This window comes from Pseudomonas sp. YeP6b (assembly GCF_025642995.1).
GTDB lineage: Bacteria > Pseudomonadota > Gammaproteobacteria > Pseudomonadales > Pseudomonadaceae > Aquipseudomonas.
Window position 1 is genome coordinate 3106343 of sequence record NZ_CP080090.1, and the last position, 22762, is coordinate 3129104.

Sequence of the window (22762 nt, forward strand, 5' to 3'; positions counted from 1 at the left end):
AAGGGTCTGGCTACAGCCGACGAACCGTATTATCTGGAAACACCATGCCCAATATCCTCCTGGTGGAAGACGACGCCGCACTCTCCGAGCTGATTGCCAGCTACCTGGAACGCAATGGCTACCACGTCAGCGTGCTCAGCCGTGGCGACCACGTACGTGAACGAGCGCGTCTGAACCCACCGGACCTGGTGATTCTCGACCTGATGCTGCCCGGCCTCGACGGTCTGCAAGTGTGCCGCCTGTTGCGCACCGACTCGGCGGGCTTGCCGATCCTGATGCTCACCGCACGCGATGACAGCCACGATCAGGTGCTGGGCCTGGAAATGGGCGCCGACGACTATGTGACCAAACCCTGCGAGCCGCGCGTGCTGCTGGCCCGTGTGCGCACCTTGCTGCGCCGCAGCAGCCTGTCCGAACCCCAGGTGGCTAATGACCAGATCGTCATGGGCAACCTGTGCATTGACCTGTCGGAACGCACCGTGACCTGGCGCGAGCAGGCGGTGGAGTTGTCCAGCGGTGAATACAACCTGCTGGTGGTGTTGGCTCGGCATGCCGGTGAAGTGCTTAGCCGCGACCAAATCCTGCAACGCCTGCGCGGTATCGAGTTCAACGGCACCGACCGTTCGGTAGACGTGGCCATCTCCAAGCTGCGCCGCAAGTTCGATGACCACGCCGGTGAAGCGCGCAAAATCAAGACCGTGTGGGGCAAGGGCTACTTGTTCAGCCGTTCCGAGTGGGAATGCTGATCCATGTTTCGTGTCCTGCTGCGCCTCTACCTGATCACCATCGTCACCTACAGTGCGGCGATCTACCTGATCCCCAAATTGGTGATCCAGGTGTTCGAACACCGTTACCTGAACTACAACGTCGAGCAAACCCGCGGCCTGCAAAAGCTCATCGTCAAGCAATACCTGCGCGCGCCGGTGGAGCGTTGGTCCCAGGTCACTGACCAACTGAGCCGCGACTTTGCGCCGCTGAAAGTGCAACTGCTGCTGCGCCAGGATGCGAGCTACACCCCTGAAGAAGAACAACTGCTGGAACACGGCAAGCCGGTGATCCGCCTGGGCGAGTGGGGCTGGATGGAAGAAATCAGCTCGCCGATCAACCAGCAATTCGCGGTCAAGCTGACCATCCCGCCAGACCCGCTGGACATGAACCTGTTGTACTGGTCGATGAACGTGCTGATCGGCGCTGCGCTGCTGGCCTGCCTGCTGTTCTGGCTGCGCCCGCACTGGCGTGACCTGGAACGCCTGAAAACCACCGCCGCGCAATTGGGCAAGGGCAACCTGGCCGAGCGCACGCGTATTCCTGCCAGCTCCAACATCGGCAGCCTGGCATCGGTATTCGACACCATGGCCGACGACATCGAGCGCCTGCTCAACCAGCAGCGTGACCTGCTCAACGCGGTTTCCCATGAACTGCGTACGCCGCTGACTCGCCTGGATTTCGGCCTGGCCCTGGCGTTGTCCGAAGACTTGCCGCCGGCCAGCCGCGAGCGCCTGCAAAGCCTGGTGGCGCACATCCGTGAGCTGGATGAGCTGGTGCTGGAATTGCTCTCCTACAGCCGCCTGCAAAACCCGGCGCAACTGCCGGAGCGCGTAGATGTGGTGCTCGACGAGTTTATCGACAGCGTGCTTGGCAGCGTCGATGACGAGCTGGAAAACCCCGAGATTGTCATCGACGTGGCGCTCGACTGCGCCGTGGAGCGCTTCAGCCTCGACCCGCGCCTCACCGCCCGCGCGTTGCAGAACCTGCTGCGCAACGCCACGCGCTACTGCGACAAGCGCATCCAAGTGGGCGTCAAGGTGTGTGCCAACGGCTGTGAAATCTGGGTGGATGACGATGGCATCGGCATTCCCGTGGACCAGCGTGAGCGCATTTTCGAACCCTTTTATCGCCTGGACCGCAGCCGCGACCGCGCCACCGGCGGCTTCGGCCTCGGCCTGGCCATCAGCCGGCGCGCGATGGAAGCCCAGGGCGGCAGCTTGACGGCCCTGGCCTCGCCCCTGGGTGGGGCGCGGTTTCGGCTGTGGCTGCCCAGCGTCGGCTGATCAGAGCACTTTGACGGCACGGCCGATTGCCTGGATCGGCCCGGTCGGTTTGCCGGTCGGTGAGCCCTGTAGATCTTCCAGGGTCAGCTCGAACAGCTGGTTTGGCGCCAGTGGCGGCAGTTTGTCCAGCGGCACCGACAACGTCTGGCCGGGCTTGACCAACCCCAGCGATACAGGGCCTTGCCAGCCATCGCCCTTGGTCCAGAATTGCAGGGCCTTGTCGGCAGGCACTTGCATCACACCCAATGGAATCAGCTGGATCTGCTGAGTATTGCTGGCTTGGATCACCCAGCCTGGCGCCTGGCTTTGTGGCGCTACCAGCACCACCACAAAGGTCGGTTCAGCGGTTGGCGGGCGCGTCAGCAGCAGTGCTGCCAATACTAACGTGGTGACCAGCCCGGCACCGGCCAGGCCACGCCAGAGTGCGAGCAGGTTCCACCACGGGGTTTGGGTGTTGGCGGGGGCGGGTGCGACAGTGCGCTCGATGCGCTGCCATAGCTGGGCGGAGGGTGGCACCGGTTCGGCCAATGCCGTCAACGGCAACAGGCGCTGCTCCCAGGCATCCACCGCCGCGCGCAACTCGGCATCCTGGGGCAAGCGCTGTTCAACCTCGGCGCGTTGCTCAAAGGGCAGGGTGCCCAGCACGTATTCGCCGGCCAGTTCGTCCAATGGGTTGCTCATGCCATGCACTCCCGCAGCGCGGCGAGGCTACGTTTGATCCAGGCTTTGACAGTCCCCAGTGGGGTGTCCAGTTTCTGCGCGATTTCGCTGTGGGAATAGCCGTCGACATACGCGTGGAGTACGCAACGGCGACGGGCCGGGTCGAGTTGTTCCAGGCAGTGCTGAATCTGCCCTGAGCGCGCGGTGAATTCAAAGCTGTCGTCGGCGGCTGCAACGTATTCATGTTCTTCGCCCAACGCCACTTCGCGGTGATGGTTGCGCACCCCATTCAATGCCAAGTGCCGAGTTACGCTGAACACCCAGCCACGCGCCGAACCACGGTTGGGGTCGAAACTGCCGGCGCCGCGCCAGATCTTGATAAACGCATCATGCACGATGTCTTCGGCCAGGGCTCTGTCCCGGGCGATACGCATGGCCACGCCGAGCAGTCGGCTGCTGTCGTGCTCATACAGTCGGCGCAGGGCGCGTTGGTCGCCACGGGCACAAGCGCCCAAACAGGCTTCGTAATCAAAAGTGGTTTTGGGCAAGGACACTGTTTTCCGCAGCAAGAACAAAACCAATGCCCCGACCCAGAGGGCGGGGCGCTAGCTCAGCAGCGTAGCTGAAATTGCTCAGTTGGCCGCCCAGAAAATGTAGTCGGCCTGGTACTTCACCCTCTCTTGCTTGCCCTTGTTGGCGGTGGTGCATTCGGTACTCGGCGCTACACCTCCTTGAAGCGCGACCCGCTGGACGTAACTGACGCCACTCATCGCGCCTTTGCCTTCGGCGGGGTTGGCCTTGACCAACTGATAGGGCAGGTTGCCCGCACTCGACGGCGCCACGGCCAGTTGAGTGCCGGTGATTTTCGAGCCGTCATTGGCCTGCCAGGTGGCCGGCGGGCCGAAGTAAGTGCCGACGGGCTTGCCGCTGCGATCGTTGAGTACGGCTTTGGGGCCAACGAAGGTCCATTCGGTCTGGCCGGCGGCGTTGGCTTTGTCGCGGCATTCGTAGGTGATTTCGCCGACGCCGGTGGTCTCCAGCGCCACCTTGTGCCCATCCGGCACCTTGATGCTGTCGGGCAAGCCGGTCTGGGCGAAAGCCGTTGGCGCAGCGGCCAGCAGGGCGGTCAGGCAGAACAGTGCTTTAGCGTTCATCGGTGTTTCTCCATTGAGTAAAACAGCGGGACAACTGTAAGCACTACCCGGGACGCGCACGATTGGATGCAGTGATTAGAAAATAAACGCGCAAGGGCACACACTGTCGCCCCGCTATACCCGAGGAGAGATTGGCAATGACTGGTGTCCACACGTCTGCTCAACAGGGTTTCTCTACCCAAGCCGTCACCTACGCCCAGGGCCGACCCGACTATCCACGACAACTCACCGGCTGGCTGACCGAGGCGCTGCACATCGACGCGCACTCGACGGTGATCGACCTGGGCGCCGGCACCGGCAAGTTCACCCGTTTACTCAACACTCTGGCGCCTGCGTTAATCGCCGTCGAGCCGGTGCAAGCCATGGGCGCGCAGTTGAGTAAACTGTTGCCGGATGTGCGCCTGGTCAATGGCACCGCCGAATCCATTCCGTTGCAAACCGCCGTCGCCGATGCGGTGGTGTGCGCGCAAGCCTTCCATTGGTTCTCCACCGAGGCGGCGCTGACGGAAATCCACCGGGTGCTCAAACCGGGCGGGCGGCTGGGGCTGGTGTGGAATGTGCGCGATGAGTCGGTGGACTGGGTCGCGGCCATTACCGACATCATCACGCCGTACGAGGGCGACACGCCGCGCTTTCACTCCGGTCGTTGGCGCGAAGCCTTTACGGGGGAGTACTTTACTGCGCCCGAAATGACCACTTTTGCGTATCAACATGTTGGCAGTCCGCAGGAGGTGATCATGGATCGTTTCCTCTCGGTGAGCTTTATCGCGGCGCTGCCAGCGGCGCAAAAAGCCACGGTCACTGCGCAATTGCAGGCGTTGATCGAAACCCACCCGGCGTTGCGCGGGCGCGACACGGTGGCTTTTCCGTATCAGACCCAGGCCTATGTCTGTCATCGGCTGGCGTAAAAGGCATAAAGTCAGATCATATTGATATAAGTCGTTATAAGAAAAATCGCTATCCTGCGGCCAGAAATTTATAAGGCCGCAGGTAGCTGTAATGGATGTGGGTAATGTTGGTTTTGTAATTGCGGGCCTGATCGTTGGTTTTATCGTGGGCATGACCGGTGTCGGTGGTGGCTCTTTGATGACGCCGATCCTGTTGTGGTTCGGCATCAACCCGGCCACCGCCGTGGGCACTGACTTGTTGTATGCGGCTATAACCAAGTCCGGTGGCGTGCTGGTGCACAGCAAGAATAAGAACATCGACTGGACCATCACCGGCTGGCTGACGTTGGGCAGTGTGCCGGCGGTGCTGCTGACGCTGTGGTTCCTCGCAAGCCTGCACACTGATCCCAGTGCCATGAACGCGGTGATCAAGCAGGCTCTGGGTTTTGTGTTGCTGCTGACGGCGCTGGCGATTCTGTTCAAGAAAAGTTTGTTGGCTTTTGCCCAGCGTCATGCGGGTGATGACTATCACATGACCCCGCGTAATTTGAACGCGTTGACGGTGGTGACCGGGGCGGTGCTAGGGACCATGGTTGCGCTGACGTCTATCGGCGCGGGTGCGCTGGGGACGGTTGCGCTGTTTATCCTGTATCCGTTTCTGGCTACGCGGCGGTTGGTTGGGACGGAGATTGCCCACGCGGTGCCGTTGACGCTGGTGGCGGGATTGGGGCATGCCAGCATGGGGAATATGGACTGGCATCTGTTGGGGTTTTTGCTGATGGGGTCGTTGCCTGGGATTTATCTGGGCAGTCATATGACCGGCAAGGTGCCGGATGGTGTGTTGCGGCCGTGTCTGGCGGTTATGTTGATGGGTATTGGGTATAAGTTGGCGTTTTGATTTTTCGCCTGGATTGAGTACATATCCGTTACCGCAGCAATGGATATGTACCCGGTCGTGATAAATCCTACCCCTTGCCCGGCCCATTCCCGATCTGCCACACAAACGGCGGCTCCGCCCCATTGATCACCCAATCCCCCACAATCCGCGCCTTGTAGATCACCGGATTATGCGAAGACACCGTCCGCGCATTCCGCCAATGCCGGTCAAGCGCCTTGCCCTGGCGCACATCCGACGCCCCCAGCGCATTAAACAACTCAGTGGTAGCCCGCTGAACCAACCCCGACACCACCACCTGCGCCGTCGCCGATTCAATCTCGGCCGCCACATTCGCTTCACGCTCCGCTACGTCATCCCCACCAAACCGTGCCAAGTACGCCCGTTGCGCCGGCACCGCAGCTTTCAACGCACTGGCCTCGGCGGCATACACCAATGCCGCCACGTCACCCACCACCTGTTGAACCTGCGCATCCTGACTGACATGCGCGGCATTGCCATGGCTGTAAATACGCGTGCGATTACGCACCTGATGCGCCACATCGTTGAGCGCCGCGCGGCCAATCCCGGCCAGGCTTGCCAGCAACACCAGCTGGTAAAAAGCGGTCTGGTATTTGAAACGGGTGGCAAAGTCGATCACGTTTTCCGCTTCCACCTCCGCATCGGTAAAGCGCGTAGTGCCGCTGCCCGTGGTGCGCTGGCCAAAGCCGTCCCAATCATCGCTTTGCACCACGCCAGGCTGGCGCGTGCGGGTGGCGGCGATCACATTTCCACCGGTGTCACTGCGCTGCGCATACACGTCGATCCAGTCGGAGAAAAGACTGCCGGTGCTGTAGAACTTTTCACCGTTGAGCTTCCATCGGTCACCGTCGGGGCTGACCTGGGTGACCACATCACCGATGGCCACGTTGCCGATTTCAGTCCAGGCGCAGCCGACGATATCGCCATCGACAAAGCGCTTGAACCACCGCTCACGGCCGGCGCTCGGTGGCGCATTCAGGCGGTCCTCGGCAAAGGCGAAATGCCCGCGCAAGGCCTGCGGCACGTTGGAGTCGGCGGCCGCCAGTTCAATCAGCAGTTCGAACAGCTGTGGCAACGACGCGCCGCCGCCGCCGTATTCCACCGGCACCCGCACCGCGCCAAAACCAGCTTGCTTGAGCCACTGGATCGGCTCGTAGGGCAGGGTGCGGCTGTGCTCGCGCTCTACGGCACCCTCGGCAATGCGCTGGAAGATCGGCCGAAAGCGTGCGGCCAACGTGGGGTAGTCGACGCCGGTGGACAGTGGGTTGATGACGTGTTGCTCGGTCATGGGGACGGCTCCTGGGCAGTGATCAATAGGTAGCCGATTGCACAGTCCGTGCCGGGCACCGGGGCCCGTGTTTACGGCGCCTGGATACGTACAACTGTTGCCCCGGCAACAGCAAACCGACAAACCGGCACGATCCACGACATTCAAGCCAGCGCCGCTGAACATCGGTTCTAAGTCGCCAACGCCTTTGCGCCGGGCTTTTGCCGCTGCCTGGCACGCTTGCTGCTCAAGCACTGGGTACATCCCTTTGTGCGAGGTACTCCCAGATGAGTCAGCAAGCAGTGAAATTTGCCTATTGGGTGCCCAACGTCAGCGGTGGGCTGGTGGTGAGCAAGATCGAGCAACGCACCCATTGGGGCATCGACTACAACCGCAAACTGGCACAGCTGGCCGAAGCGGCCGGCTTTGAATATGGGCTGACGCAGATCCGCTTCACCGCAGGTTACGGCGCGGAAAACCAGCATGAATCCGTGGCATTCAGCCATGCATTGCTGGCGGCGACCACCACGCTCAAAGTGATTGCGGCGATCCTGCCCGGCCCGTGGCAGCCGGCGCTGGCGGCCAAGCAACTGGCAACCATCGACCAGCTCACCAACGGTCGCATTGCGGTGAATATCGTCAGCGGTTGGTTCAAGGGCGAATTCCAGGCGATCGGTGAACACTGGCTGGAACACGATGAGCGTTATCGGCGTTCCGAGGAGTTTATCCGCGCGCTGAAAGGCATCTGGACCCAGGACGATTTCACCTTCAAAGGCGACTTCTACCGGTTCAACCATTACACCCTCAAGCCTAAGCCACTGGGCCAGCCGGAAGTGTTCCAGGGCGGCAGCTCGCGAGCGGCGCGGGACATGGCCGCGCGGGTGTCAGACTGGTACTTCACCAATGGCAACACGCCGGAAGGCATCAAGGCCCAGGTCGATGATATTCGCGCCAAGGCGGCGGCGAATAACCATTCGGTCAAAGTTGGCGTGAACGCCTTTGTGATCGCCCGCGACACCGAGGAAGAAGCCCGCGCCGTGCTCGCCGAGATCATCGACAAGGCCGACCCGGAAGCCGTGAATGCCTTTGGTGACGCGGCCAAGCAGGCCGGCAAAGCCTCACCGGAAGGCGAGGGCAACTGGGCTAAATCCAGCTTTGAAGACCTGGTGCAGTACAACGACGGCTTTAAGACCAACCTGATCGGCACGCCGCAACAGATTGCCGAGCGCATTGTTGCGCTCAAGGCCGTCGGCGTGGACCTGGTGCTGGCGGGCTTCCTGCACTTCCAGGAGGAAGTCGAGTACTTCGGCAAACGCGTACTGCCGCTGGTGCGCGAGCTGGAAGCCAAGGCCGGCATCAAGCAGGTGGCCTGAGCCTTTACCGAGTGAAGAGCACGACGGCCGCGCGCAGCTTGTTGTTGCCAAACCGGCACATGCGTTCGAACTCCCCATGGCTGACCGGCAAGTGCTGGCAGTCCAGGGGCTGGCGGTGCTGGCTGTGGTCCACATCCGGGTCGTGCAGGTAGACGAAGTCGTCGTCGCAATCGGTGACCATCACCCAGTGCGGCGACTTGGAGCGGGTCAGCCGGTAGCTGCTGATCAGCACCAGCGGCTGCCCGCCATCGCGCAGTACCTGAGGTAAATCCAGCGCGCCGCCAAGCACCTGCTCGACGTCGCTGCCCGTCAGTTCTTCCTCAAACGCCTCGTGCACCAGGCGCATGACGTCCTTTTTATGCTGGTCACGCACGCCATCCAGAAACAGCGGCCCGCGCACATTCACCTGCATACGTACGCGAAAGCCCCGGCGCCACGCCGCCAGTGCCAGGCCCTGCGGGCTGCAGCCACCGTGGCCTGCGGTCATGAACACGGTGGTCGCTTCACGCCAGATTTGCAGCTCCTCGCGCCGACCAGCCACACGCGCAGGCACCAGCGCGCCCATGGCCATCAGCAGGCACGCGGCGCCACAGGTGAAGTCGGTGGTCTGCTGGTAATACGGCACGCTTTGCGGGCGCGCGTCCTGGTGCTGGACGATGCGTTTTTCAAGGCGCAGGGCCGGGGCGTGGTCTTCGTAGTAGTCGTTGATCAGCGCAAAGCGCCGGTAACCATTGCGCTCATACAGGGCCAGGGCGCCGGGGTTGTCGGTGCGTACTTCGAGGCGCAGGTAGGCGCAATCGTGGGCCACGGCGCAAGCCTCGATGCGCGCGAGCAACTGTTTGCCCAGGCCCATGCCGCGTGCGTGCTCGGCGATGGCGATGGAATACAGCCGCGCCAGTGAAGTACCGCGATGGAACAGCACCAGCGCATAACCGAGCAAACCGTCGTCATTTTCAGCGACCAGCAACTGGCCATGGGCGCGGCTGACCATCCACTGAAAACTGCGTGGCGACAGCCGGTCGGTGGTGAAGCAGTGCTGTTCCAGTGCCACCAATTCGGGCACGTCAGCGGGTGTTGCAACGCGAAAGGAAAGAGCCATATGACCGCCGTAAAAGTTGCGTAACGAAACGGGACTTCTCTAAAAGATCGTGCTTAATAGAAAAGGTCGAGTTCTCTAAAGCGGATCAAATATTATGTCGGCGGTACAAAGTCATTGGCGTGAAGTATCCGAGCAAACAGTCGCGGCGACAATAACTTCCAAGGGTTATTTTTCGCCTCCCCTCAAAGGTTCCAGCCAAGTCGTGATCATTGTCGAACGCAAGGAAGATTGGGCCTCCTACTTTCCCAGCGAAGACATCGTCACCGCCCAGGAGTACCTGGAGCAAACCCGCGAGAACGAGACGGGCAAGCGTGTACAGGTGATCAACCTGTGCCGCAGCTACAAGTACCTGGGGCACGGTTACTACTGCTCGCTGCTGGCCGAGGCGCGTGGGCACAAGGTGATTCCATCGGTGCGTACCATCAGCGAACTGACCAAGAAGTCGTTGTATGGCTTGTCGCTGGATGACCTGGATAAAACCCTCGATAAAGCCTTGAGCCATCACCTTTACAGCAATACCGAAGGCTTTACCCTGACGCTTTACTTTGGCCGAACCAATATAGAACCGTTGCAGGAGTTGGCCCGTCAGTTGTTTGAAACCTTCCCGTGCCCGATTCTGTTAGTTGAGTTTCGCAAGAATAACGGCTGGCACATCGAAGGGGTCAAATCCGGCGTATTGCATAAGTTGCGCGACGACCAGGAAGACCAGTTCGCCCACGCCCTCGACAACTTCAGCCGTAAGATCTGGCGCCAACCGCGCTCACGCCGGTTGGCCCGTTACGACCTGGCGATTTTGCACGATCCCCAGGAGCAACTGCCGCCATCCAACGCCCGCGCCCTGGAAAACTTCGTGCGGGTCGGCAAGGGCTTGGGCATTGATGTGGAACTGATCGAACGCAAGGATTATTCGCGCCTCGCCGAATACGACGCTTTGCTGATCCGCGAGACCACCAGCGTCGACAACCACACTTACCGCTTCGCCAAAAAGGCCGAAAGTGAAGGCCTGGTGGTGATGGACGACCCGGCGTCAATCCTGCGCTGCACCAATAAGGTCTACCTCACCGACCTGCTCAACAGCCACCAACTGGGCATGCCCGCCACCGAAATTCTGTACAAGGAACGACCGGAAGATTTCGAGCGGGTCGGCGAGCGCCTGGGCTTCCCGCTGGTATTGAAGATCCCCGACGGCTGTTTCTCCCGGGGCGTGATCAAGGTGGAAAGCCAGGAGGCGTTGCTCAAGGCCACCGCCGAGTTGTTCGAACATTCGGTGCTGTTGCTGGCCCAGGAATTCTTCTACACCGAGTACGACTGGCGCATCGGCGTACTCAACCGCAAGCCGATCTTTGCCTGCCAGTACTTCATGTCCAAGGGCCATTGGCAGATCTACAACCACAAGGCCATCGGCCAGGACATCAACGGCGAATGCCGCACCCTGGCGGTCCACGAAGCGCCCAAGGCGGTGGTGGAACTGGCGGTGAAGACTGCCAACTTGATCGGCGACGGCCTCTACGGGGTCGACCTCAAACAGTCCGGCGACAAAGTGGTGGTGATCGAGGTCAACGACAACCCCAATATGGACGCCGGCATCGAAGACGCCTACCTGCAAGACGACCTGTATGCCCTGGTGCTGGAGGAGTTTGTGCGGCGCCTGGAGTTGAAGCGTCAAGGCCAGGTGTGGTGACGCGCGATGATCCAGCGCTTTGAGTTCTCCGGTGGGAAGTTGCGCAGTGGGGAGAGCGAAGATGCCCCGATCATGCTGTTCAACAACCCCGACCTTGCAGAGCGTGAGTGGCTGCGCGACCACCACAAGCTGGATGAGCATGCCCTGGCCTCGGCGCTGGACCCGGATGAGGTGTCACGTATCGAGTTTCACCCCGATAACCTGTTCCTGATCTGGAAGCGCCCGGAAAACTATTCCGGCGGCGGCAATCTGGTGTTTGAGGTGTCGTCCTGCGGCCTGTTGTTTTCCCAGGATCGCCTGTTGGTGATCGCCACTGATGAAACCCCGCTGTCTGGGCTCGGCGCACGCCGGCCGCTGCACACACCGCTGGATGTGTTGCTCGACTTGTTGCTCAATAACATTCATCACTACTTGGGCCACCTTAAGGTGATCAAGCTGGTTGCGCGGGAGTTGCAACAGCAGTTCAACGCGTCGATGAGCAACCATCACTTGATGCAGATGTTCAGCCTCAGCGAGAGTTTGATCTATTACATCAATGCGCTGCACAGCAACGGCGCGGTGCTTTCGCGGCTGCGTAACCACGCGGAAAAGGAGCATTTCAGTGCTGAGATTTTGGGGGTGATCGATGATTTGATCATCGAGAATCACCAGTGCTACAAGCAGGCGGAGATCTACTCCAATGTGTTTTCCGGGTTGATCGATGCGCGTGGGAACTTGATGAACAACAGCATGAATAATCTGTTGCGTAAGTTGACGCTGATCAATGTGGTGTTTTTGCCGCTTAATTTGATTGCCAGTGTGGGTGGGATGTCGGAGTTCAGCATGATGACGGCGGGGACGCCTTGGTGGGTGTCGTATCCGCTGCTGATGTCGGCGATGGCGTTGGGGGCGGGGTTGATGGTGTTGGGGTTGAAGCGGATTGCGGGTGGGGCGAGTGTAGTGTGATTTGAGGTGATGTAAGTATATATCCGTTGCTGCGGTAACGGCTGCTTAGGGTTCCGCCCTTACGGCGGGTCACTTTTGGAAAAGAGCCCCAAAAGTAACCAAAAGGGCTCTTGCCCCACCACTCGGTGCCTCGCCTAGGCTCGGCATGCCCTCACTCCGGCTTGAATCCGTGGGCCGCCGCCATGGGCCATCCTTGGCCCATCGCGGCTAACCCGGCGTCCTGCCGGGTTACCCACGGATTCAAGCCTGCGTTCGGCCATCGTGGTTAACGGGGCGCCTAAGATCAAGATCAAAAGCAAGAGCACGGCGGCCTAGTAGCCGACCTGAGTGGTTGAAGCAAAAGCAGGGCAGAAGCACAGCAGCGCACTCTCTTTCTGATGTACTGAGCTCCAAATGTGGGAGCTGGCTTGCCTGCGATGCAGGCACCTCGCTCTATCAGGCACAACCCATTTCAGCCATCACCCAAATAGCAGATATGCCCGCAGCACCCGCCTGCACATCGACAATGCTCAACCCATTACCTGCTGCAAGGTCAGCACCTCAAACCCGTCCGCCGTCACCGCCACGGTGTGCTCCCATTGCGCCGACAAACTGTTGTCCTTGGTCACCACCGTCCAGCCATCCTTCAAGTCGCGCACCTTGGCGCTGCCCTGGTTCAGCATCGGCTCAATGGTAAACACCATGCCTTCACGCAGTTCCAGCCCGGTGCCGGGGCGGCCGAAGTGCAGGACCTGTGGCTCTTCATGCATCTCACGGCCAATACCGTGGCCGCAATACTCACGTACCACGCTGTAGCCATTGGCCTGCGCATGGCTCTGGATCGCATGCCCGATGTCACCCAGGCGTGCGCCGGGCCTGACTTGGCGAATGCCGGCCCACATGGCCTCGAAGGTCTTTTCCACCAGGCGCTGCGCTTTGGGCGCCACGTTGCCGATCATGTACATCTTGCTGGAGTCGGCGATAAAGCCGCCTCTTTCCAGGGTGATGTCGATGTTGATGATGTCGCCGTCCTTAAGCACGTCCTTGGCGCTGGGCATGCCATGGCACACCACCTCGTTGATCGAGGTGTTGATGCAAAAGGGATAGTCGTATTGCCCAAGGCTCGCCGGGCGGGCCTTCAAGTCGTTGCGGATGAAAGCTTCGACGGCGGCGTCCAGTTCCAGGGTGGAGCGGCCGGCGACGACAAAGCCGTCGAGCATCGTGAATACCTGGGCCAGCAGGCGCCCGGATTCACGCATCACAGCCAGTTGCGCGGCAGTCTTGATCATCAGCTGCGCCCCCGGATCAGGTCGGGCTTGTCCAGCAATAGCTTGTTGATCAGCTCGTTGTAGGGCAGGTGCGGGTTGAGTTCGGCGAGCAGGCCGATCTTGATCCAGAACTCGGCCTGGGCGTTGATGGAGCGGTCCATGGCGGCGCTGGCCAGGCGAAGCTGTTCGTGCAGTTGGTCGGTGATCTTGACGATGCCCATGAGGTTCACTGTGTTAAATGGATATACAAAGCGTATACGTTTCGTATATCGCTAGTAAACCCCCGCCGGCTAAATGGCGGGCGGCCATTGACTTGCCCGGTGACCGCCGGTTAATTTCGCGGCATGACCTTTCAAACCTTGCGCAGCCAGCCAAGCATTATTACCGCCATTCCTCATTTGGCGGGATAGCACACGGCTGCACCCAAACCCGCCCTAGAGGCGGGTTTTGTTTTTCCGTCTCCAGGGCCATTTATACAAAGCCAGGAGACACCCATGAGCACCTGCACCGCGCCCCACACCGCCGACCCGGGCCTGCTTGAGCACTACGTGAAGAAGATCCTCGCTGCGCCGGTCTACGACCTGGCGGTGCGCACACCGTTACAGGTGGCACCGGCGTTGTCGGTACTGCTGGGCAATCAGATATTGCTCAAGCGCGAAGACTTGCAGCCGACGTTCTCCTTCAAGATTCGCGGCGCTTACAACACGTTGGTGCAGCTCACTGCCGAGCAAAGAGCGCTTGGCGTGGTGACGGCGTCGGCGGGCAACCATGCGCAGGGTGTAGCGCTGGCGGCGCGGGAGTTGGGGATCAAGGCGCGGATCGTCATGCCATGCAGTACGCCGGAGTTGAAGGTGCTGGGCGTGCGTTCGCGCGGTGCCGAGGCCGTGTTGCATGGCGAGAGCTTTCCGTTTGCCCTGGCCCACGCGTTGCAACTGGCCCAGACCTCGGGTTGTACCTTCGTTTCACCCTTTGATGACCCGGACGTGATCGCCGGCCAAGGCACCGTGGCAATGGAAATACTGCGCCAGCAACAAGGCCCGTTGGACGCGATCTTTGTACCGGTGGGCGGCGGTGGCTTAATCGCCGGGATCGCGGCGTACGTTAAATACCTGCGGCCCGAGGTGCGCATCGTCGGTGTCGAGCCCGAAGGTTCCAGTTGCCTGTTGGCAGCGCTGCGCGCGGGCGAGCGGGTGGTGCTGCCCAGTGTCGATGGGTTTGCCGACGGCACCGCCGTGGCGCAGGTCGGCGCCTATGGTTTTGAGATCTGCCGCGACTGGGTCGATGAAGTCATCACCGTCAGCAACGACCAATTGTGCAGCGCCATCAAGCTGATCTACGACGACACGCGTTCCATCACCGAGCCCTCAGGCGCCTTGGCCGTCGCGGGCATTCGCCAGTTTGTCGAGCAAAGCGGCGTGCGCGGGCAAACCCTGGTGGCGGTGAATTCCGGTGCCAATATCAACTTTGATAGTTTGCGACATGTTGCAGAAAGAGTCGCAGCGCAATGTTCAATTTAGTGCATAAACGTTTAATCAATGCTATTCGCCGATGATGTACACCGAACCTGCAGACTTATATAGCTGCGCGTGTCGCTTATGAGGAAAAGTTACAACGAGAGCGGATTTTGCCGAGTAGGCTTGGGGGTTGTAAGCGTCTTCCAAGGTCGGTAAGACGTGGCAGGCAGGCGCCTGCCGGGCACACAATAATCTGTTGGCAGTCTCATAAAAGGAGAGGTTGGCCATGCTTTCGGAATTAGAACTTCGCAGCATTATTGAAGGAAGTTTCCTGCCTAAACGGTGCGAATGCACCAAAGCCGAAGATGCTTCGTTGACGATCAAAGTCTATGACGACCGTGACCGCGACCGAGTGGATTTGGAAGTCAAAGGTATAAACGCCGACAAACTCGACAGCAGTCGAGCCATTTGCAACCTGATCGCCGGGTTGCGCGAAGACCTCAAGCACTCCCATTCACCTGCTCTGCAGAGGCTACCTCTGCAAAGAGTGTCAGGGCGCAGCTATTATTAAGCCCAGTGTGAGGTTGAGTCACCGAAAGAGCGGTGGGCCTGGTAAACGCCAGGCCCAATAAGGCTCGGTTGTTGGTTGTGGTGCTGGTCCAACGCTTCAATTTTGGAAATCACAGGCTTCGGACATTTTCAGGTAGCCCACGTCTTTGATCTTGCCAGCATTATCGACGAACTTGATGTCCGCATTGATGACTTTACAGTCGTTGGTTTGGGTTTCGTTCATGGCAATGACCTTGTCTATGTTCAAGGGCATGCCGTACCGATACGGCACAGGTTTGGCCGCCGTGGCTTGAGTGTCGGCCTGGGCCAGGCCCGAAACGGCTGCCAGTGCCAAGGCGCCGCCGAGCATCAAAGTGCGCAGTTTCATGGTGGTTCTCCGCAAGTGGGTACACCTTCACTCTCGGCGCGCGCGATTAACCATCGATTAATTTTGCCGTGGCTGACAAAACCTTCATGAAACGTTGCGTTCATCCAAGTTGGGCGCGATACGGCAGGTCCGGCCCGGTCTTGCTGCAGGTCAGGGCGGCGGCGCGAATGGCAAAGGCGAGCATGGCGTCGATCTGCGTGCGCGTGAGCTGTTGCAGGCCTTCCACCGAATCCAATTGCTGCTCGGTCAGCCAGGCAATCAACGCGGCCTGGAAGGTGTCACCGGCGCCGACGGTATCGGCCATCACCACCTTCACTGCAGGTGCCGACCAACTGCCGTGCTGGCGGCTGAATACCGTAGCGCCGTCACCGCCTCGGGTGAGGAACACCAACTCGCAGCGGTGCTGCAACCAGCCTTGCAGTACGCTTTCCGGCGACTGGTCGGGGTAGAGCAGGTGCAGGTCTTCATCGCTGACTTTGATCAGGTCGGCGTGCTTGACCAACTCGGCCACGCGGTCACGCCACAGTTGGATATCCGGCTGCGGGTTCAAGCGCACATTGGGGTCGAGGCTGATCAGGCGCTTGCCGCTTTCGCGCTTGACCAGGCTCAGCAGGGTGTCGCCGATCGGCTGCACCACCAGCGAAAACGAGCCGACATGCAGCCCGCGAATCTCCTGGCCCAACGTGGGCAAGTGCACAACCCGCAGTAGGCGGTCGGCGCAGCCTTCGCCACGGAAACTGTATTGCGGTGAGCCATTGGCGCCCACCGCGACCATCGCCAGGGTGGTCGGCGCGGGGAACTCGACCAAAAATTGCTCACTGACGCCTTCGTCCTTGAGCACCTGCAACAAGCGCTGGCCGAGAAAGTCGTTGGACACGCCGCCGAACAGCGCGGAGTCGATGCCCAGGCGGCGCAAACCCACCGCCACGTTAAACGGCGAACCGCCGGCAATCGCTTTGTAATTGACCTTGGAAGCCTGCCCGCTGGCATCTTCTTCGCTGAAAAAATCAAACAACGCTTCGCCACACACCAGATACATAGTCGTTCGCTCTTAAAGGGTTGCCACGAGTTGTTGATAGCGCGCGTAGGCCTGTTGATAGGCGCTGACATTGGCCGCCACCGGCAGCGTGCGGCTGGCCGGGTCGACGCTCACGCATTTGTCGCACACGCTGGCCAAGGGTTCGCCGGACTGGCTCCACACCGCCTGGATCGCCGCGCCCAAGGCGGCGGCTTCGCTTTGTTCGGTGCAGATCACTTCGGTGTTCATGATATCGGCAACCATCTGCCGCCACACCGGGCTTTTCGAGCCGCCGCCGATCAGGCGGATGCTGTGGCTTTGCAGGCCGGTCTGGCGCAGCAGGTCGAGGCCATAACGCAGGCCGAAAGTGGTGCCTTCGACCACCGCGCGGCACAGGTTGGCGCGGGTCAGGTTGGTCATGGTCAGGCCGTGCACGCTGCCGGTGGCGTGGGGCAGGGCGGGCACGCGCTCGCCGTTTAGGAAGGGCAGCATGCTCACACCGTCGGCGCCAATCGGCGCCTCGGCGACCAAGGCGTTGAAGGTGGCCAGGTCGAGGTCGAACAGTTCGCGAATCACCCCGGTGGCGTTGGTCAGGTTCATCGTGCAGATCAACGGCAACCAGCCGCCGCTGGAGGAGCAAAAGGTCGCGACCGACGCTTGCGGGCTCACATTCGGTTGCTCGGCAAAGGCGTACACGGTGCCGGACGAACCCAGGCTCATGGTGATCACGCCGGGGGCGATATTGCCGGTGCCGATCGCGCCCATCATGTTGTCGCCGCCGCCGCTGGAAACGCGCGCGTTGGGGTTGATGCCCAGGCGTTCGGCGATGGCTGGCAGGATCGTGCCCACGCTTTGATTCGCCTCGATCAGCTCAGGCAAGGCAGCTTCCAGGCGGCCGCTGGAGTCGATGTGCTGGAGCAGCGCCACGTCCCATTCACGCGTGCGCACGTTGAAATAGCCGGTGCCCGAGGCATCGCCGTATTCCGCGACGGCACGCCCGGTGAGCCAATAGTTGAGGTAGTCGTGGGGCAATAAAATATGCGCGATGCGCGCGAACACGTCCGGGTGCTGCTCGCGGGTCCAGAGCAATTTGGATACCGTGTAACCGGGGGCGATGGCCACGCCGAGGCGTTCCAGCGAGCCGCGTTCACCGCCCAAATACGCCAGCAGGCGCTCGTTTTCCGGTGCGGTTTCGGTGTCGCACCACAGCTTGGCCGGGCGCAGTACCTGGCCTTGGTCATCGAGTAAAACCAGGCCATGTTGCTGGCCGGAAACACCGATGCCGAGGATGTCCTGGCCGTCCACACCGGCCTGTTGCAAGGCGCGGTGGGTGGCTTCCGTGAAGGCGTCCAGCCATTCCTGGGTGTGCTGTTCGCGCCGGCCATTAGCGCCGCTGATGAGCGTATGCGCCGCGGCGCCCAGCCCGAGTACCTTGCCGTGGGTGGCGTCGAGGACGATGGCTTTGGTGCCCTGGGTGCCGCAGTCGATGCCGAGGTAAAGGTTTTGCTGGGTCATGGTGGAGTGCTCAGCATTATTGTTGGAGTGAAAATGCGGCCAATGTGGGCGCTGGCTTGCCTGCGATGGCGGTCTATCAGTCAGATCATGGCGGGCTGGGCCACCGCTATCGCAGGCAAGCCAGCTCCCACAGGTTTAAGCCGGTTTCTTCAGAAGTTGTTGCAGGGTTTCTGTGACGCCTTTGTCGCGCAAGCTGATGAAACACCGCTCAAACGCTGCCACAAACTCAGGCGAGTTGGGAATAGCCTTGCCAAAAATCTCCTCCACACCCAGCAACCGCTGGCTGATCAACGCATCATCACTGACCAAACCCTGGCAGAACTCAGCGCGCGGATCCGGGATTTTGTAAGTCACGCCATTCTCATCGACACTCTTCAAATACAACGCCCAGGCGGCAACTACCAACGCAGCGCGCTCCGTCTCACGCCCATCGGCAATCAAGCGATTAATGGTCGGCACGGTGAACTTGGGAAACTTCGACGAGCCATCCGAACACACCCGCTCCAACTGGTCGGCAATCGCCTGATTGGAGAAGCGATCCACCAACGTCTGCTTGTACTCGGTCAAGTCAATGCCCGGCACCGGCGCCAGATTTGGCGTGACGTCCAGGTCCATATACGCGCGCATATAGGCCACAAACACCGGGTCATTCATGGTCTCGTGTACGAACCGGTAGCCCTTGAGAAAGCCCAGGTAAGTCAGTGCCAAGTGGCTGCCATTGAGCAGGCCGATCTTCATCTCTTCGTAGGGCGTGACGTCATCGGTGAACTGCACGCCAACCTTTTCCCAGGCCGGGCGACCGTTGACGAACTTGTCTTCGAGCACCCACTGCACAAAGGGTTCGCAGACCACCGGCCAGGCATCGTCGATGCCATGGTCATCGTGCAATTGCAGGCGGTGGGCGGTGCTGGTCATCGGTGTGATGCGGTCGACCATAGCATTCGGGAAGCTCACGTTGGCCTTGATCCAGTCATGCAGCTCGGCGTTGTGCAGGGCGGCGAAGGCCAGCAGCGCCTTGCGCGTGACGGCGCCGTTGTGCGGCAGGTTATCGCAGGACATCACGGTAAACGCCGCAACCCCGGCTGCACGGCGTTGGGTCAGCGCGGCGCAGATAAAGCCGAACACGGTTTTTGGCGACTTCGGGTGCGCCAGGTCATGCTGGATCTGCGGCAGGTGGGCCATGAACTCGCCATTGCTGTCGTCGATGCAATAGCCGCCTTCGGTGATGGTCAGCGAGACGATGCGAATCTGCGGGCTGGCCAGTTTGTCGATCAGCGCCTGGGCGCCGTCTTCAGCCAGCAGCATGTCGCTGATCGAGCCGATCACGCGCACGTCGGTGTCGTCGGTGTCACCTAGCTCATAGAGTGTGAACAGGTAATCCTGGCCGGCCAGGTCGTCGCGGGCTTTGCGGTCTTCGCTGCGCAAGCCGACGCCGCAAATGCTCCAGTCCAATCCTTCACCGGTGTTCATCAGCGCATCGGTGTAATACGCCTGATGCGCGCGGTGGAAGCCGCCGACGCCGATATGCGCGATACCTTGCGTGGTGCTGGCAATGGTGTAGGTCGGGGTTTTGACTTCCGGCGCCAACTGGGTGAGGTTCTGTTTATTCAGTTTCATCACAAATCTCGCGAAATCAGGCGGCAGCGCGCAGTGGTCGGGCCACGGCCACGCCGTCGGTGTCGAACAGATGGCAGTGCGCCGGGTCCAGGTGCAGCTGCAGGGTTTCGCCGTACTGGCTGGCCATGTCGCCGCGAATCCGCATGGTTAGCGGCTCGCCGTTGGCGGTGATGACGTGGCAGAAGGTGTCGCTGCCCAGGCGTTCGCCGACGTCGGCGGTGACGGTCAAGGTGGTTTGGCCGGGTGAAGCGATTTCCAGATGCTCCGGACGAATCCCCAGGGTCACCGCGCTGCCCACGCTCAGGCTGGCGCCGCTCAACGGCAGGCTGATGGTGGTGCCGGCGTCCAGTTGTACTTCGCAGCCCTGGCTCTCGATACGGGTGACCTTGCCCTTGAGAAAGCCCATTTTCGGCGTGCCCAAAAAGCCCGCCACAAACAGGTTGGCCGGTTGGTGGTACAGCTCCAGCGGCGAGCCGACCTGTTCGATGCGGCCGCTATTGAGTACGACCACTTTGTCGGCCAAGGTCATGGCTTCAACCTGGTCGTGGGTCACGTAGATCATGGTCGCTTGCAGGTCTTTATGCAGGCGCGCCAGTTCCAGGCGCATCTGCACGCGCAACGCGGCGTCTAGGTTGGACAGCGGTTCGTCAAACAGGAAGATCTTCGGGTTGCGCACAATCGCGCGGCCGATGGCCACACGCTGACGCTGGCCGCCGGACAACTGCTTGGGCTTGCGCTCCAGCAACGGGCCGAGTTCCAGAATGCGCGCGGCTTCGCTGACCTTGCTTTCCACCAGTTTCTTGTCCACACCGGCCAGGTCCAAGGCGAACGACATGTTTTTGCGCACGCTCATGTGCGGGTACAGCGCGTAAGTCTGGAACACCATCGCCAGGTCACGCTTGGCCGGAGTCACTTCGGTGATGTCGCGACCATCCAGTTCGATGGTGCCTTCGGTGACTTCTTCCAGGCCCGCGATCAGGCGCAGCAAGGTGGATTTGCCGCAGCCTGAGGGGCCGACGAAGACCACGAATTCCTTGTCATTCACTTCCAGGTCAATGCCCTTGATGATGGAGAAGCCTTCGAAGCCTTTTTGCAGATTTTTGATTTTCAGGTTGGCCATGGGATGGGCCTCCACTTGGAATTTTTATAAGCAATCGTTACTTAACGGCGCCGAAGGACAAACCCCGCACCAGCTGTTTCTGGCTGAACCAGCCGAAAATCAGGATCGGCGCGCAGGCCAGGGTCGACACGGCCGACAATTTGGCCCAGAACAAGCCTTCGGGGCTGGAGTAGGAGGCGATCAGCGCGGTCAACGGCGCGGCACTCGAGGAGGTCAGGTTCAACGACCAGAACGCCTCGTTCCAGCACAGGATCAGCGACAGCAACACCGTGGAAGCCAGGCCACCCTTGGCAATCGGCAGCAGCACGCGGACCATTTCCTGCCACAGCGTGGCGCCATCCAGGCGCGCGGCTTCGAGGATGTCCTTGGGGATGTCTTTGAAGTAGGTGTAAACCATCCACACCACAATCGGCAGGTTGATCAGGGTGTAGATGATGATCAGCGCAACGCGCGTATCCAGCAGGCCAAGGCTCTTGGCCAGCAGGTAGATCGGCATCAGCACGCCCACCGGCGGCAGCATCTTGGTGGACAACATCCACAGCAGCGTGCCCTTGGTGCGTTTGGTTTCATAGAACGCCATGGAGTAGGCGGCCGGCACCGAGATCAGCAGGCACAGGGCGGTGGCGCTGAACGAAATCACCACCGAGTTCCAGGCGTAGGCGAAGTAGTTGCTGCGCTCGTTGATGTGCAGGTAGTTCTCCAGCGTCGGCGTGAAGATGAACTGCGGCGGCGTGGCAAACGCGTCGATTTCGGTCTTGAAGCTGGTCAGCACCATCCAGAAGATCGGGAAGAAAATCAGGATCGCGATGGCCCAGGCCAAGGTGCCGAGCAACAGGCTTTGCAGGCGGCGGGATTGTTGAAGCGTCATGGCGCGGCCCTCAAGGCTTGTCAGTCAGGTTTTTGCCGATCATCCGCACCAGGATGATCGCCGCGATATTGGCGATGACCACGGCAATCAAGCCGCCGGCCGAGGCCATGCCCACATCGAACTGCACCAGCGCCTGGTTGTAGATCAGGTAGGCGAGGTTGGTCGAGGCGTAGCCGGGGCCACCGTTGGTGGTGGTGAAGATTTCGGCGAATACCGAGAGCAAAAAGATCGTTTCGATCATCACCACCACGGCAATCGGGCGTGCCAGGTGGGGCAGGGTCAGGTGCCAGAAGATCGCGATGGCGCCGGCACCGTCCAGGCGCGCGGCTTCCTTTTGTTCCTGGTCGAGGGACTGCATGGCGGTCATCAGCAGCAGGATCGCGAAGGGCAGCCATTGCCACGACACAATGATGATGATCGACAGCAACGGGTAATGCGCCAGCCAGTCCACCGGCTCGGCGCCGAACAGCTTCCACACGGCGGCGAGAACCCCCGACACCGGGTGGAAAATCAGGTTCTTCCAGATCAGCGCACCGACGGTGGGCATGATGAAGAACGGTGAAATCAACAACACCCGCACCAGGCCGCGACCGAAAAATTCACTGGCCTCAAGCAAAGCACTGATCAGTACGCCGAACACCACGCTGATCAGCAGCACGCTCCCCACCAGCAACAGGGTATTGGTGGCGCCGGGCAGGAAGCCCGAGTCGGTGATGAAGTAAGTGAAGTTTTCCAGCCCCACGAATTGGTTTTCGCCGGGGTAGAGCAGGTTGTAGCGGATCAGCGAAAAGTACAGGGTCATGCCCAGCGGCACGATCATCCACAGCAGCAACAAGGCCACCGAGGGGCTGACAAGGAACCAGCCGGGGTTGGCCAGGCGGTTTTTGGAGGGTGTATTCATGGTGATCATGGCCAGTCAGATGCAGACAGAACTGTGGGAGCGGGCTTGCTCG

General features: G+C 60.6%; 23 protein-coding genes. 9 read left to right on the plus strand and 14 right to left on the minus strand.

Features of this window, described 5'->3' with window-relative positions; translation table 11 throughout:
- The first annotated feature begins 44 nt into the window (after positions 1–44).
- A complete protein-coding gene (locus tag KZH41_RS13920; protein WP_094953622.1) occupies positions 45–746 on the plus strand; it encodes a response regulator transcription factor in 702 nt (233 codons plus the stop codon).
- A gap of 3 nt (positions 747–749) precedes the next feature.
- The gene (locus tag KZH41_RS13925; protein WP_242155867.1) at positions 750–2051 is read left to right on the plus strand and encodes an ATP-binding protein; all 1302 of its coding nucleotides are present in this window, start codon (positions 750–752) and stop codon (positions 2049–2051) included.
- Here the strand turns inward: KZH41_RS13925 and KZH41_RS13930 are convergent, their stop codons facing one another.
- The 3 genes from KZH41_RS13930 to KZH41_RS13940 all read right to left on the minus strand — a co-directional run bounded on the left by KZH41_RS13930 (position 2052) and on the right by KZH41_RS13940 (position 3865).
- Positions 2052–2732, minus strand: a complete 681-nt coding sequence (locus KZH41_RS13930; protein WP_242155870.1) for an anti-sigma factor domain-containing protein — start codon at positions 2730–2732, stop codon at positions 2052–2054.
- Positions 2729–3259 carry a sigma-70 family RNA polymerase sigma factor gene (locus tag KZH41_RS13935; RefSeq protein WP_263275010.1) on the minus strand — a complete coding sequence of 177 codons (531 nt, stop codon included), beginning with the start codon at positions 3257–3259 and terminating at the stop codon, positions 2729–2731. The genes KZH41_RS13930 and KZH41_RS13935 overlap by 4 nt, the downstream gene beginning before the upstream one ends.
- Positions 3260–3343: 84 nt before the next feature.
- Positions 3344–3865: a DUF3455 domain-containing protein gene (locus tag KZH41_RS13940; RefSeq protein WP_263275011.1), complete on the minus strand. Its 522-nt coding sequence runs from the start codon at positions 3863–3865 to the stop codon at positions 3344–3346.
- A gap of 137 nt (positions 3866–4002) precedes the next feature.
- Here KZH41_RS13940 and KZH41_RS13945 point away from each other — a divergent pair, with 137 nt between their 5' ends.
- Positions 4003–4773 carry a class I SAM-dependent methyltransferase gene (locus KZH41_RS13945; protein WP_263275012.1) on the plus strand — a complete coding sequence of 257 codons (771 nt, stop codon included), beginning with the start codon at positions 4003–4005 and terminating at the stop codon, positions 4771–4773.
- Between the two features lie 91 nt (positions 4774–4864).
- Complete coding sequence (locus KZH41_RS13950) at positions 4865–5650, plus strand: sulfite exporter TauE/SafE family protein (RefSeq protein ID WP_094953627.1); 786 nt, start codon at positions 4865–4867, stop codon at positions 5648–5650.
- Between the two features lie 67 nt (positions 5651–5717).
- On the opposite strand, the gene KZH41_RS13955 is transcribed toward KZH41_RS13950, so the two are convergent.
- A complete protein-coding gene (locus KZH41_RS13955) occupies positions 5718–6956 on the minus strand; it encodes an acyl-CoA dehydrogenase family protein (RefSeq protein ID WP_242155875.1) in 1239 nt (412 codons plus the stop codon).
- Positions 6957–7222: 266 nt separating this feature from the next.
- Between KZH41_RS13955 and sfnG the strand changes: the two genes are divergently transcribed.
- Positions 7223–8308: a dimethylsulfone monooxygenase SfnG gene (gene sfnG / locus KZH41_RS13960; protein WP_094953805.1), complete on the plus strand. Its 1086-nt coding sequence runs from the start codon at positions 7223–7225 to the stop codon at positions 8306–8308.
- A gap of 4 nt (positions 8309–8312) precedes the next feature.
- Here sfnG and KZH41_RS13965 read toward each other — a convergent pair whose 3' ends face one another.
- Positions 8313–9407, minus strand: coding sequence for a GNAT family N-acetyltransferase/peptidase C39 family protein (locus KZH41_RS13965; RefSeq protein ID WP_094953806.1), 1095 nt, complete (start codon positions 9405–9407; stop codon positions 8313–8315).
- A 94-nt stretch (positions 9408–9501) separates the two neighbouring features.
- Between KZH41_RS13965 and KZH41_RS13970 the strand changes: the two genes are divergently transcribed.
- Together KZH41_RS13970 and KZH41_RS13975 are read left to right on the plus strand one after the other, a co-directional pair.
- On the plus strand, positions 9502–11088 hold the full coding sequence (locus tag KZH41_RS13970) for a RimK family protein (RefSeq protein WP_094953807.1): 1587 nt from the start codon (positions 9502–9504) through the stop codon (positions 11086–11088).
- 6 nt (positions 11089–11094) lie between these two features.
- The gene (locus KZH41_RS13975) at positions 11095–12033 is read left to right on the plus strand and encodes a magnesium transporter CorA family protein (protein ID WP_263275013.1); all 939 of its coding nucleotides are present in this window, start codon (positions 11095–11097) and stop codon (positions 12031–12033) included.
- A gap of 509 nt (positions 12034–12542) precedes the next feature.
- Here the strand turns inward: KZH41_RS13975 and map are convergent.
- Complete coding sequence (map, locus tag KZH41_RS13980; protein WP_094953620.1) at positions 12543–13301, minus strand: type I methionyl aminopeptidase; 759 nt, start codon at positions 13299–13301, stop codon at positions 12543–12545.
- A complete protein-coding gene (locus KZH41_RS13985) occupies positions 13301–13501 on the minus strand; it encodes a ParD-like family protein (RefSeq protein WP_003190946.1) in 201 nt (66 codons plus the stop codon). The genes map and KZH41_RS13985 overlap by 1 nt, the downstream gene beginning before the upstream one ends.
- A 273-nt stretch (positions 13502–13774) precedes the next feature.
- On the opposite strand from KZH41_RS13985, the gene ilvA reads away from it, so the two are divergent.
- Both ilvA and KZH41_RS13995 read left to right on the plus strand, forming a co-directional pair.
- The gene (gene ilvA / locus KZH41_RS13990; protein ID WP_263275014.1) at positions 13775–14797 is read left to right on the plus strand and encodes a threonine ammonia-lyase, biosynthetic; all 1023 of its coding nucleotides are present in this window, start codon (positions 13775–13777) and stop codon (positions 14795–14797) included.
- A 223-nt stretch (positions 14798–15020) separates the two neighbouring features.
- On the plus strand, positions 15021–15305 hold the full coding sequence (locus KZH41_RS13995; protein ID WP_094953618.1) for a DUF1652 domain-containing protein: 285 nt from the start codon (positions 15021–15023) through the stop codon (positions 15303–15305).
- A 96-nt stretch (positions 15306–15401) separates the two neighbouring features.
- Here the strand turns inward: KZH41_RS13995 and KZH41_RS14000 are convergent, their stop codons facing one another.
- The 7 genes from KZH41_RS14000 to KZH41_RS14030 all read right to left on the minus strand — a co-directional run bounded on the left by KZH41_RS14000 (position 15402) and on the right by KZH41_RS14030 (position 22710).
- Positions 15402–15671 (minus strand): DUF2790 domain-containing protein, encoded by a 270-nt coding sequence (locus KZH41_RS14000; RefSeq protein ID WP_094953617.1) that lies wholly within the window; start codon positions 15669–15671, stop codon positions 15402–15404.
- A gap of 100 nt (positions 15672–15771) precedes the next feature.
- A complete protein-coding gene (locus KZH41_RS14005; RefSeq protein WP_263275015.1) occupies positions 15772–16710 on the minus strand; it encodes a carbohydrate kinase family protein in 939 nt (312 codons plus the stop codon).
- A gap of 12 nt (positions 16711–16722) precedes the next feature.
- On the minus strand, positions 16723–18204 hold the full coding sequence (gene xylB, locus KZH41_RS14010) for a xylulokinase (RefSeq protein ID WP_242155880.1): 1482 nt from the start codon (positions 18202–18204) through the stop codon (positions 16723–16725).
- Between the two features lie 135 nt (positions 18205–18339).
- Complete coding sequence (locus KZH41_RS14015) at positions 18340–19821, minus strand: mannitol dehydrogenase family protein (protein WP_263275016.1); 1482 nt, start codon at positions 19819–19821, stop codon at positions 18340–18342.
- Positions 19822–19837: 16 nt separating this feature from the next.
- Positions 19838–20941, minus strand: a complete 1104-nt coding sequence (locus KZH41_RS14020; RefSeq protein ID WP_094953613.1) for an ABC transporter ATP-binding protein — start codon at positions 20939–20941, stop codon at positions 19838–19840.
- A gap of 37 nt (positions 20942–20978) precedes the next feature.
- Complete coding sequence (locus tag KZH41_RS14025) at positions 20979–21809, minus strand: carbohydrate ABC transporter permease (RefSeq protein ID WP_094953612.1); 831 nt, start codon at positions 21807–21809, stop codon at positions 20979–20981.
- A gap of 10 nt (positions 21810–21819) precedes the next feature.
- The gene (locus tag KZH41_RS14030; protein ID WP_242155882.1) at positions 21820–22710 is read right to left on the minus strand and encodes a carbohydrate ABC transporter permease; all 891 of its coding nucleotides are present in this window, start codon (positions 22708–22710) and stop codon (positions 21820–21822) included.
- Positions 22711–22762 lie beyond the last annotated feature (52 nt).

Excerpts from the sequence above, each read along its gene's own strand:
- KZH41_RS13970 (WP_094953807.1), top strand. The coding sequence starts at position 9,502 with ATGTCGGCGGTACAAAGTCATTGGCGTGAAGTATCCGAGCAAACAGTC.
- KZH41_RS14030 (WP_242155882.1), bottom strand. The coding sequence starts at position 22,710 with ATGAATACACCCTCCAAAAACCGCCTGGCCAACCCCGGCTGGTTCCTT.
- KZH41_RS13945 (WP_263275012.1), top strand. The coding sequence starts at position 4,003 with ATGACTGGTGTCCACACGTCTGCTCAACAGGGTTTCTCTACCCAAGCC.
- KZH41_RS13925 (WP_242155867.1), top strand. The coding sequence starts at position 750 with ATGTTTCGTGTCCTGCTGCGCCTCTACCTGATCACCATCGTCACCTAC.
- KZH41_RS13920 (WP_094953622.1), top strand. The coding sequence starts at position 45 with ATGCCCAATATCCTCCTGGTGGAAGACGACGCCGCACTCTCCGAGCTG.
- sfnG (WP_094953805.1), top strand. The coding sequence starts at position 7,223 with ATGAGTCAGCAAGCAGTGAAATTTGCCTATTGGGTGCCCAACGTCAGC.
- KZH41_RS13940 (WP_263275011.1), bottom strand. The coding sequence starts at position 3,865 with ATGAACGCTAAAGCACTGTTCTGCCTGACCGCCCTGCTGGCCGCTGCG.
- KZH41_RS14000 (WP_094953617.1), bottom strand. The coding sequence starts at position 15,671 with ATGAAACTGCGCACTTTGATGCTCGGCGGCGCCTTGGCACTGGCAGCC.
- KZH41_RS13930 (WP_242155870.1), bottom strand. The coding sequence starts at position 2,732 with ATGAGCAACCCATTGGACGAACTGGCCGGCGAATACGTGCTGGGCACC.
- KZH41_RS14025 (WP_094953612.1), bottom strand. The coding sequence starts at position 21,809 with ATGACGCTTCAACAATCCCGCCGCCTGCAAAGCCTGTTGCTCGGCACC.
- xylB (WP_242155880.1), bottom strand. The coding sequence starts at position 18,204 with ATGACCCAGCAAAACCTTTACCTCGGCATCGACTGCGGCACCCAGGGC.
- KZH41_RS13950 (WP_094953627.1), top strand. The coding sequence starts at position 4,865 with ATGGATGTGGGTAATGTTGGTTTTGTAATTGCGGGCCTGATCGTTGGT.
- KZH41_RS14005 (WP_263275015.1), bottom strand. The coding sequence starts at position 16,710 with ATGTATCTGGTGTGTGGCGAAGCGTTGTTTGATTTTTTCAGCGAAGAA.
- map (WP_094953620.1), bottom strand. The coding sequence starts at position 13,301 with ATGATCAAGACTGCCGCGCAACTGGCTGTGATGCGTGAATCCGGGCGC.
- KZH41_RS13985 (WP_003190946.1), bottom strand. The coding sequence starts at position 13,501 with ATGGGCATCGTCAAGATCACCGACCAACTGCACGAACAGCTTCGCCTG.
- KZH41_RS13965 (WP_094953806.1), bottom strand. The coding sequence starts at position 9,407 with ATGGCTCTTTCCTTTCGCGTTGCAACACCCGCTGACGTGCCCGAATTG.
- KZH41_RS13975 (WP_263275013.1), top strand. The coding sequence starts at position 11,095 with ATGATCCAGCGCTTTGAGTTCTCCGGTGGGAAGTTGCGCAGTGGGGAG.
- KZH41_RS14020 (WP_094953613.1), bottom strand. The coding sequence starts at position 20,941 with ATGGCCAACCTGAAAATCAAAAATCTGCAAAAAGGCTTCGAAGGCTTC.
- KZH41_RS13995 (WP_094953618.1), top strand. The coding sequence starts at position 15,021 with ATGCTTTCGGAATTAGAACTTCGCAGCATTATTGAAGGAAGTTTCCTG.
- ilvA (WP_263275014.1), top strand. The coding sequence starts at position 13,775 with ATGAGCACCTGCACCGCGCCCCACACCGCCGACCCGGGCCTGCTTGAG.
- KZH41_RS13955 (WP_242155875.1), bottom strand. The coding sequence starts at position 6,956 with ATGACCGAGCAACACGTCATCAACCCACTGTCCACCGGCGTCGACTAC.
- KZH41_RS14015 (WP_263275016.1), bottom strand. The coding sequence starts at position 19,821 with ATGAAACTGAATAAACAGAACCTCACCCAGTTGGCGCCGGAAGTCAAA.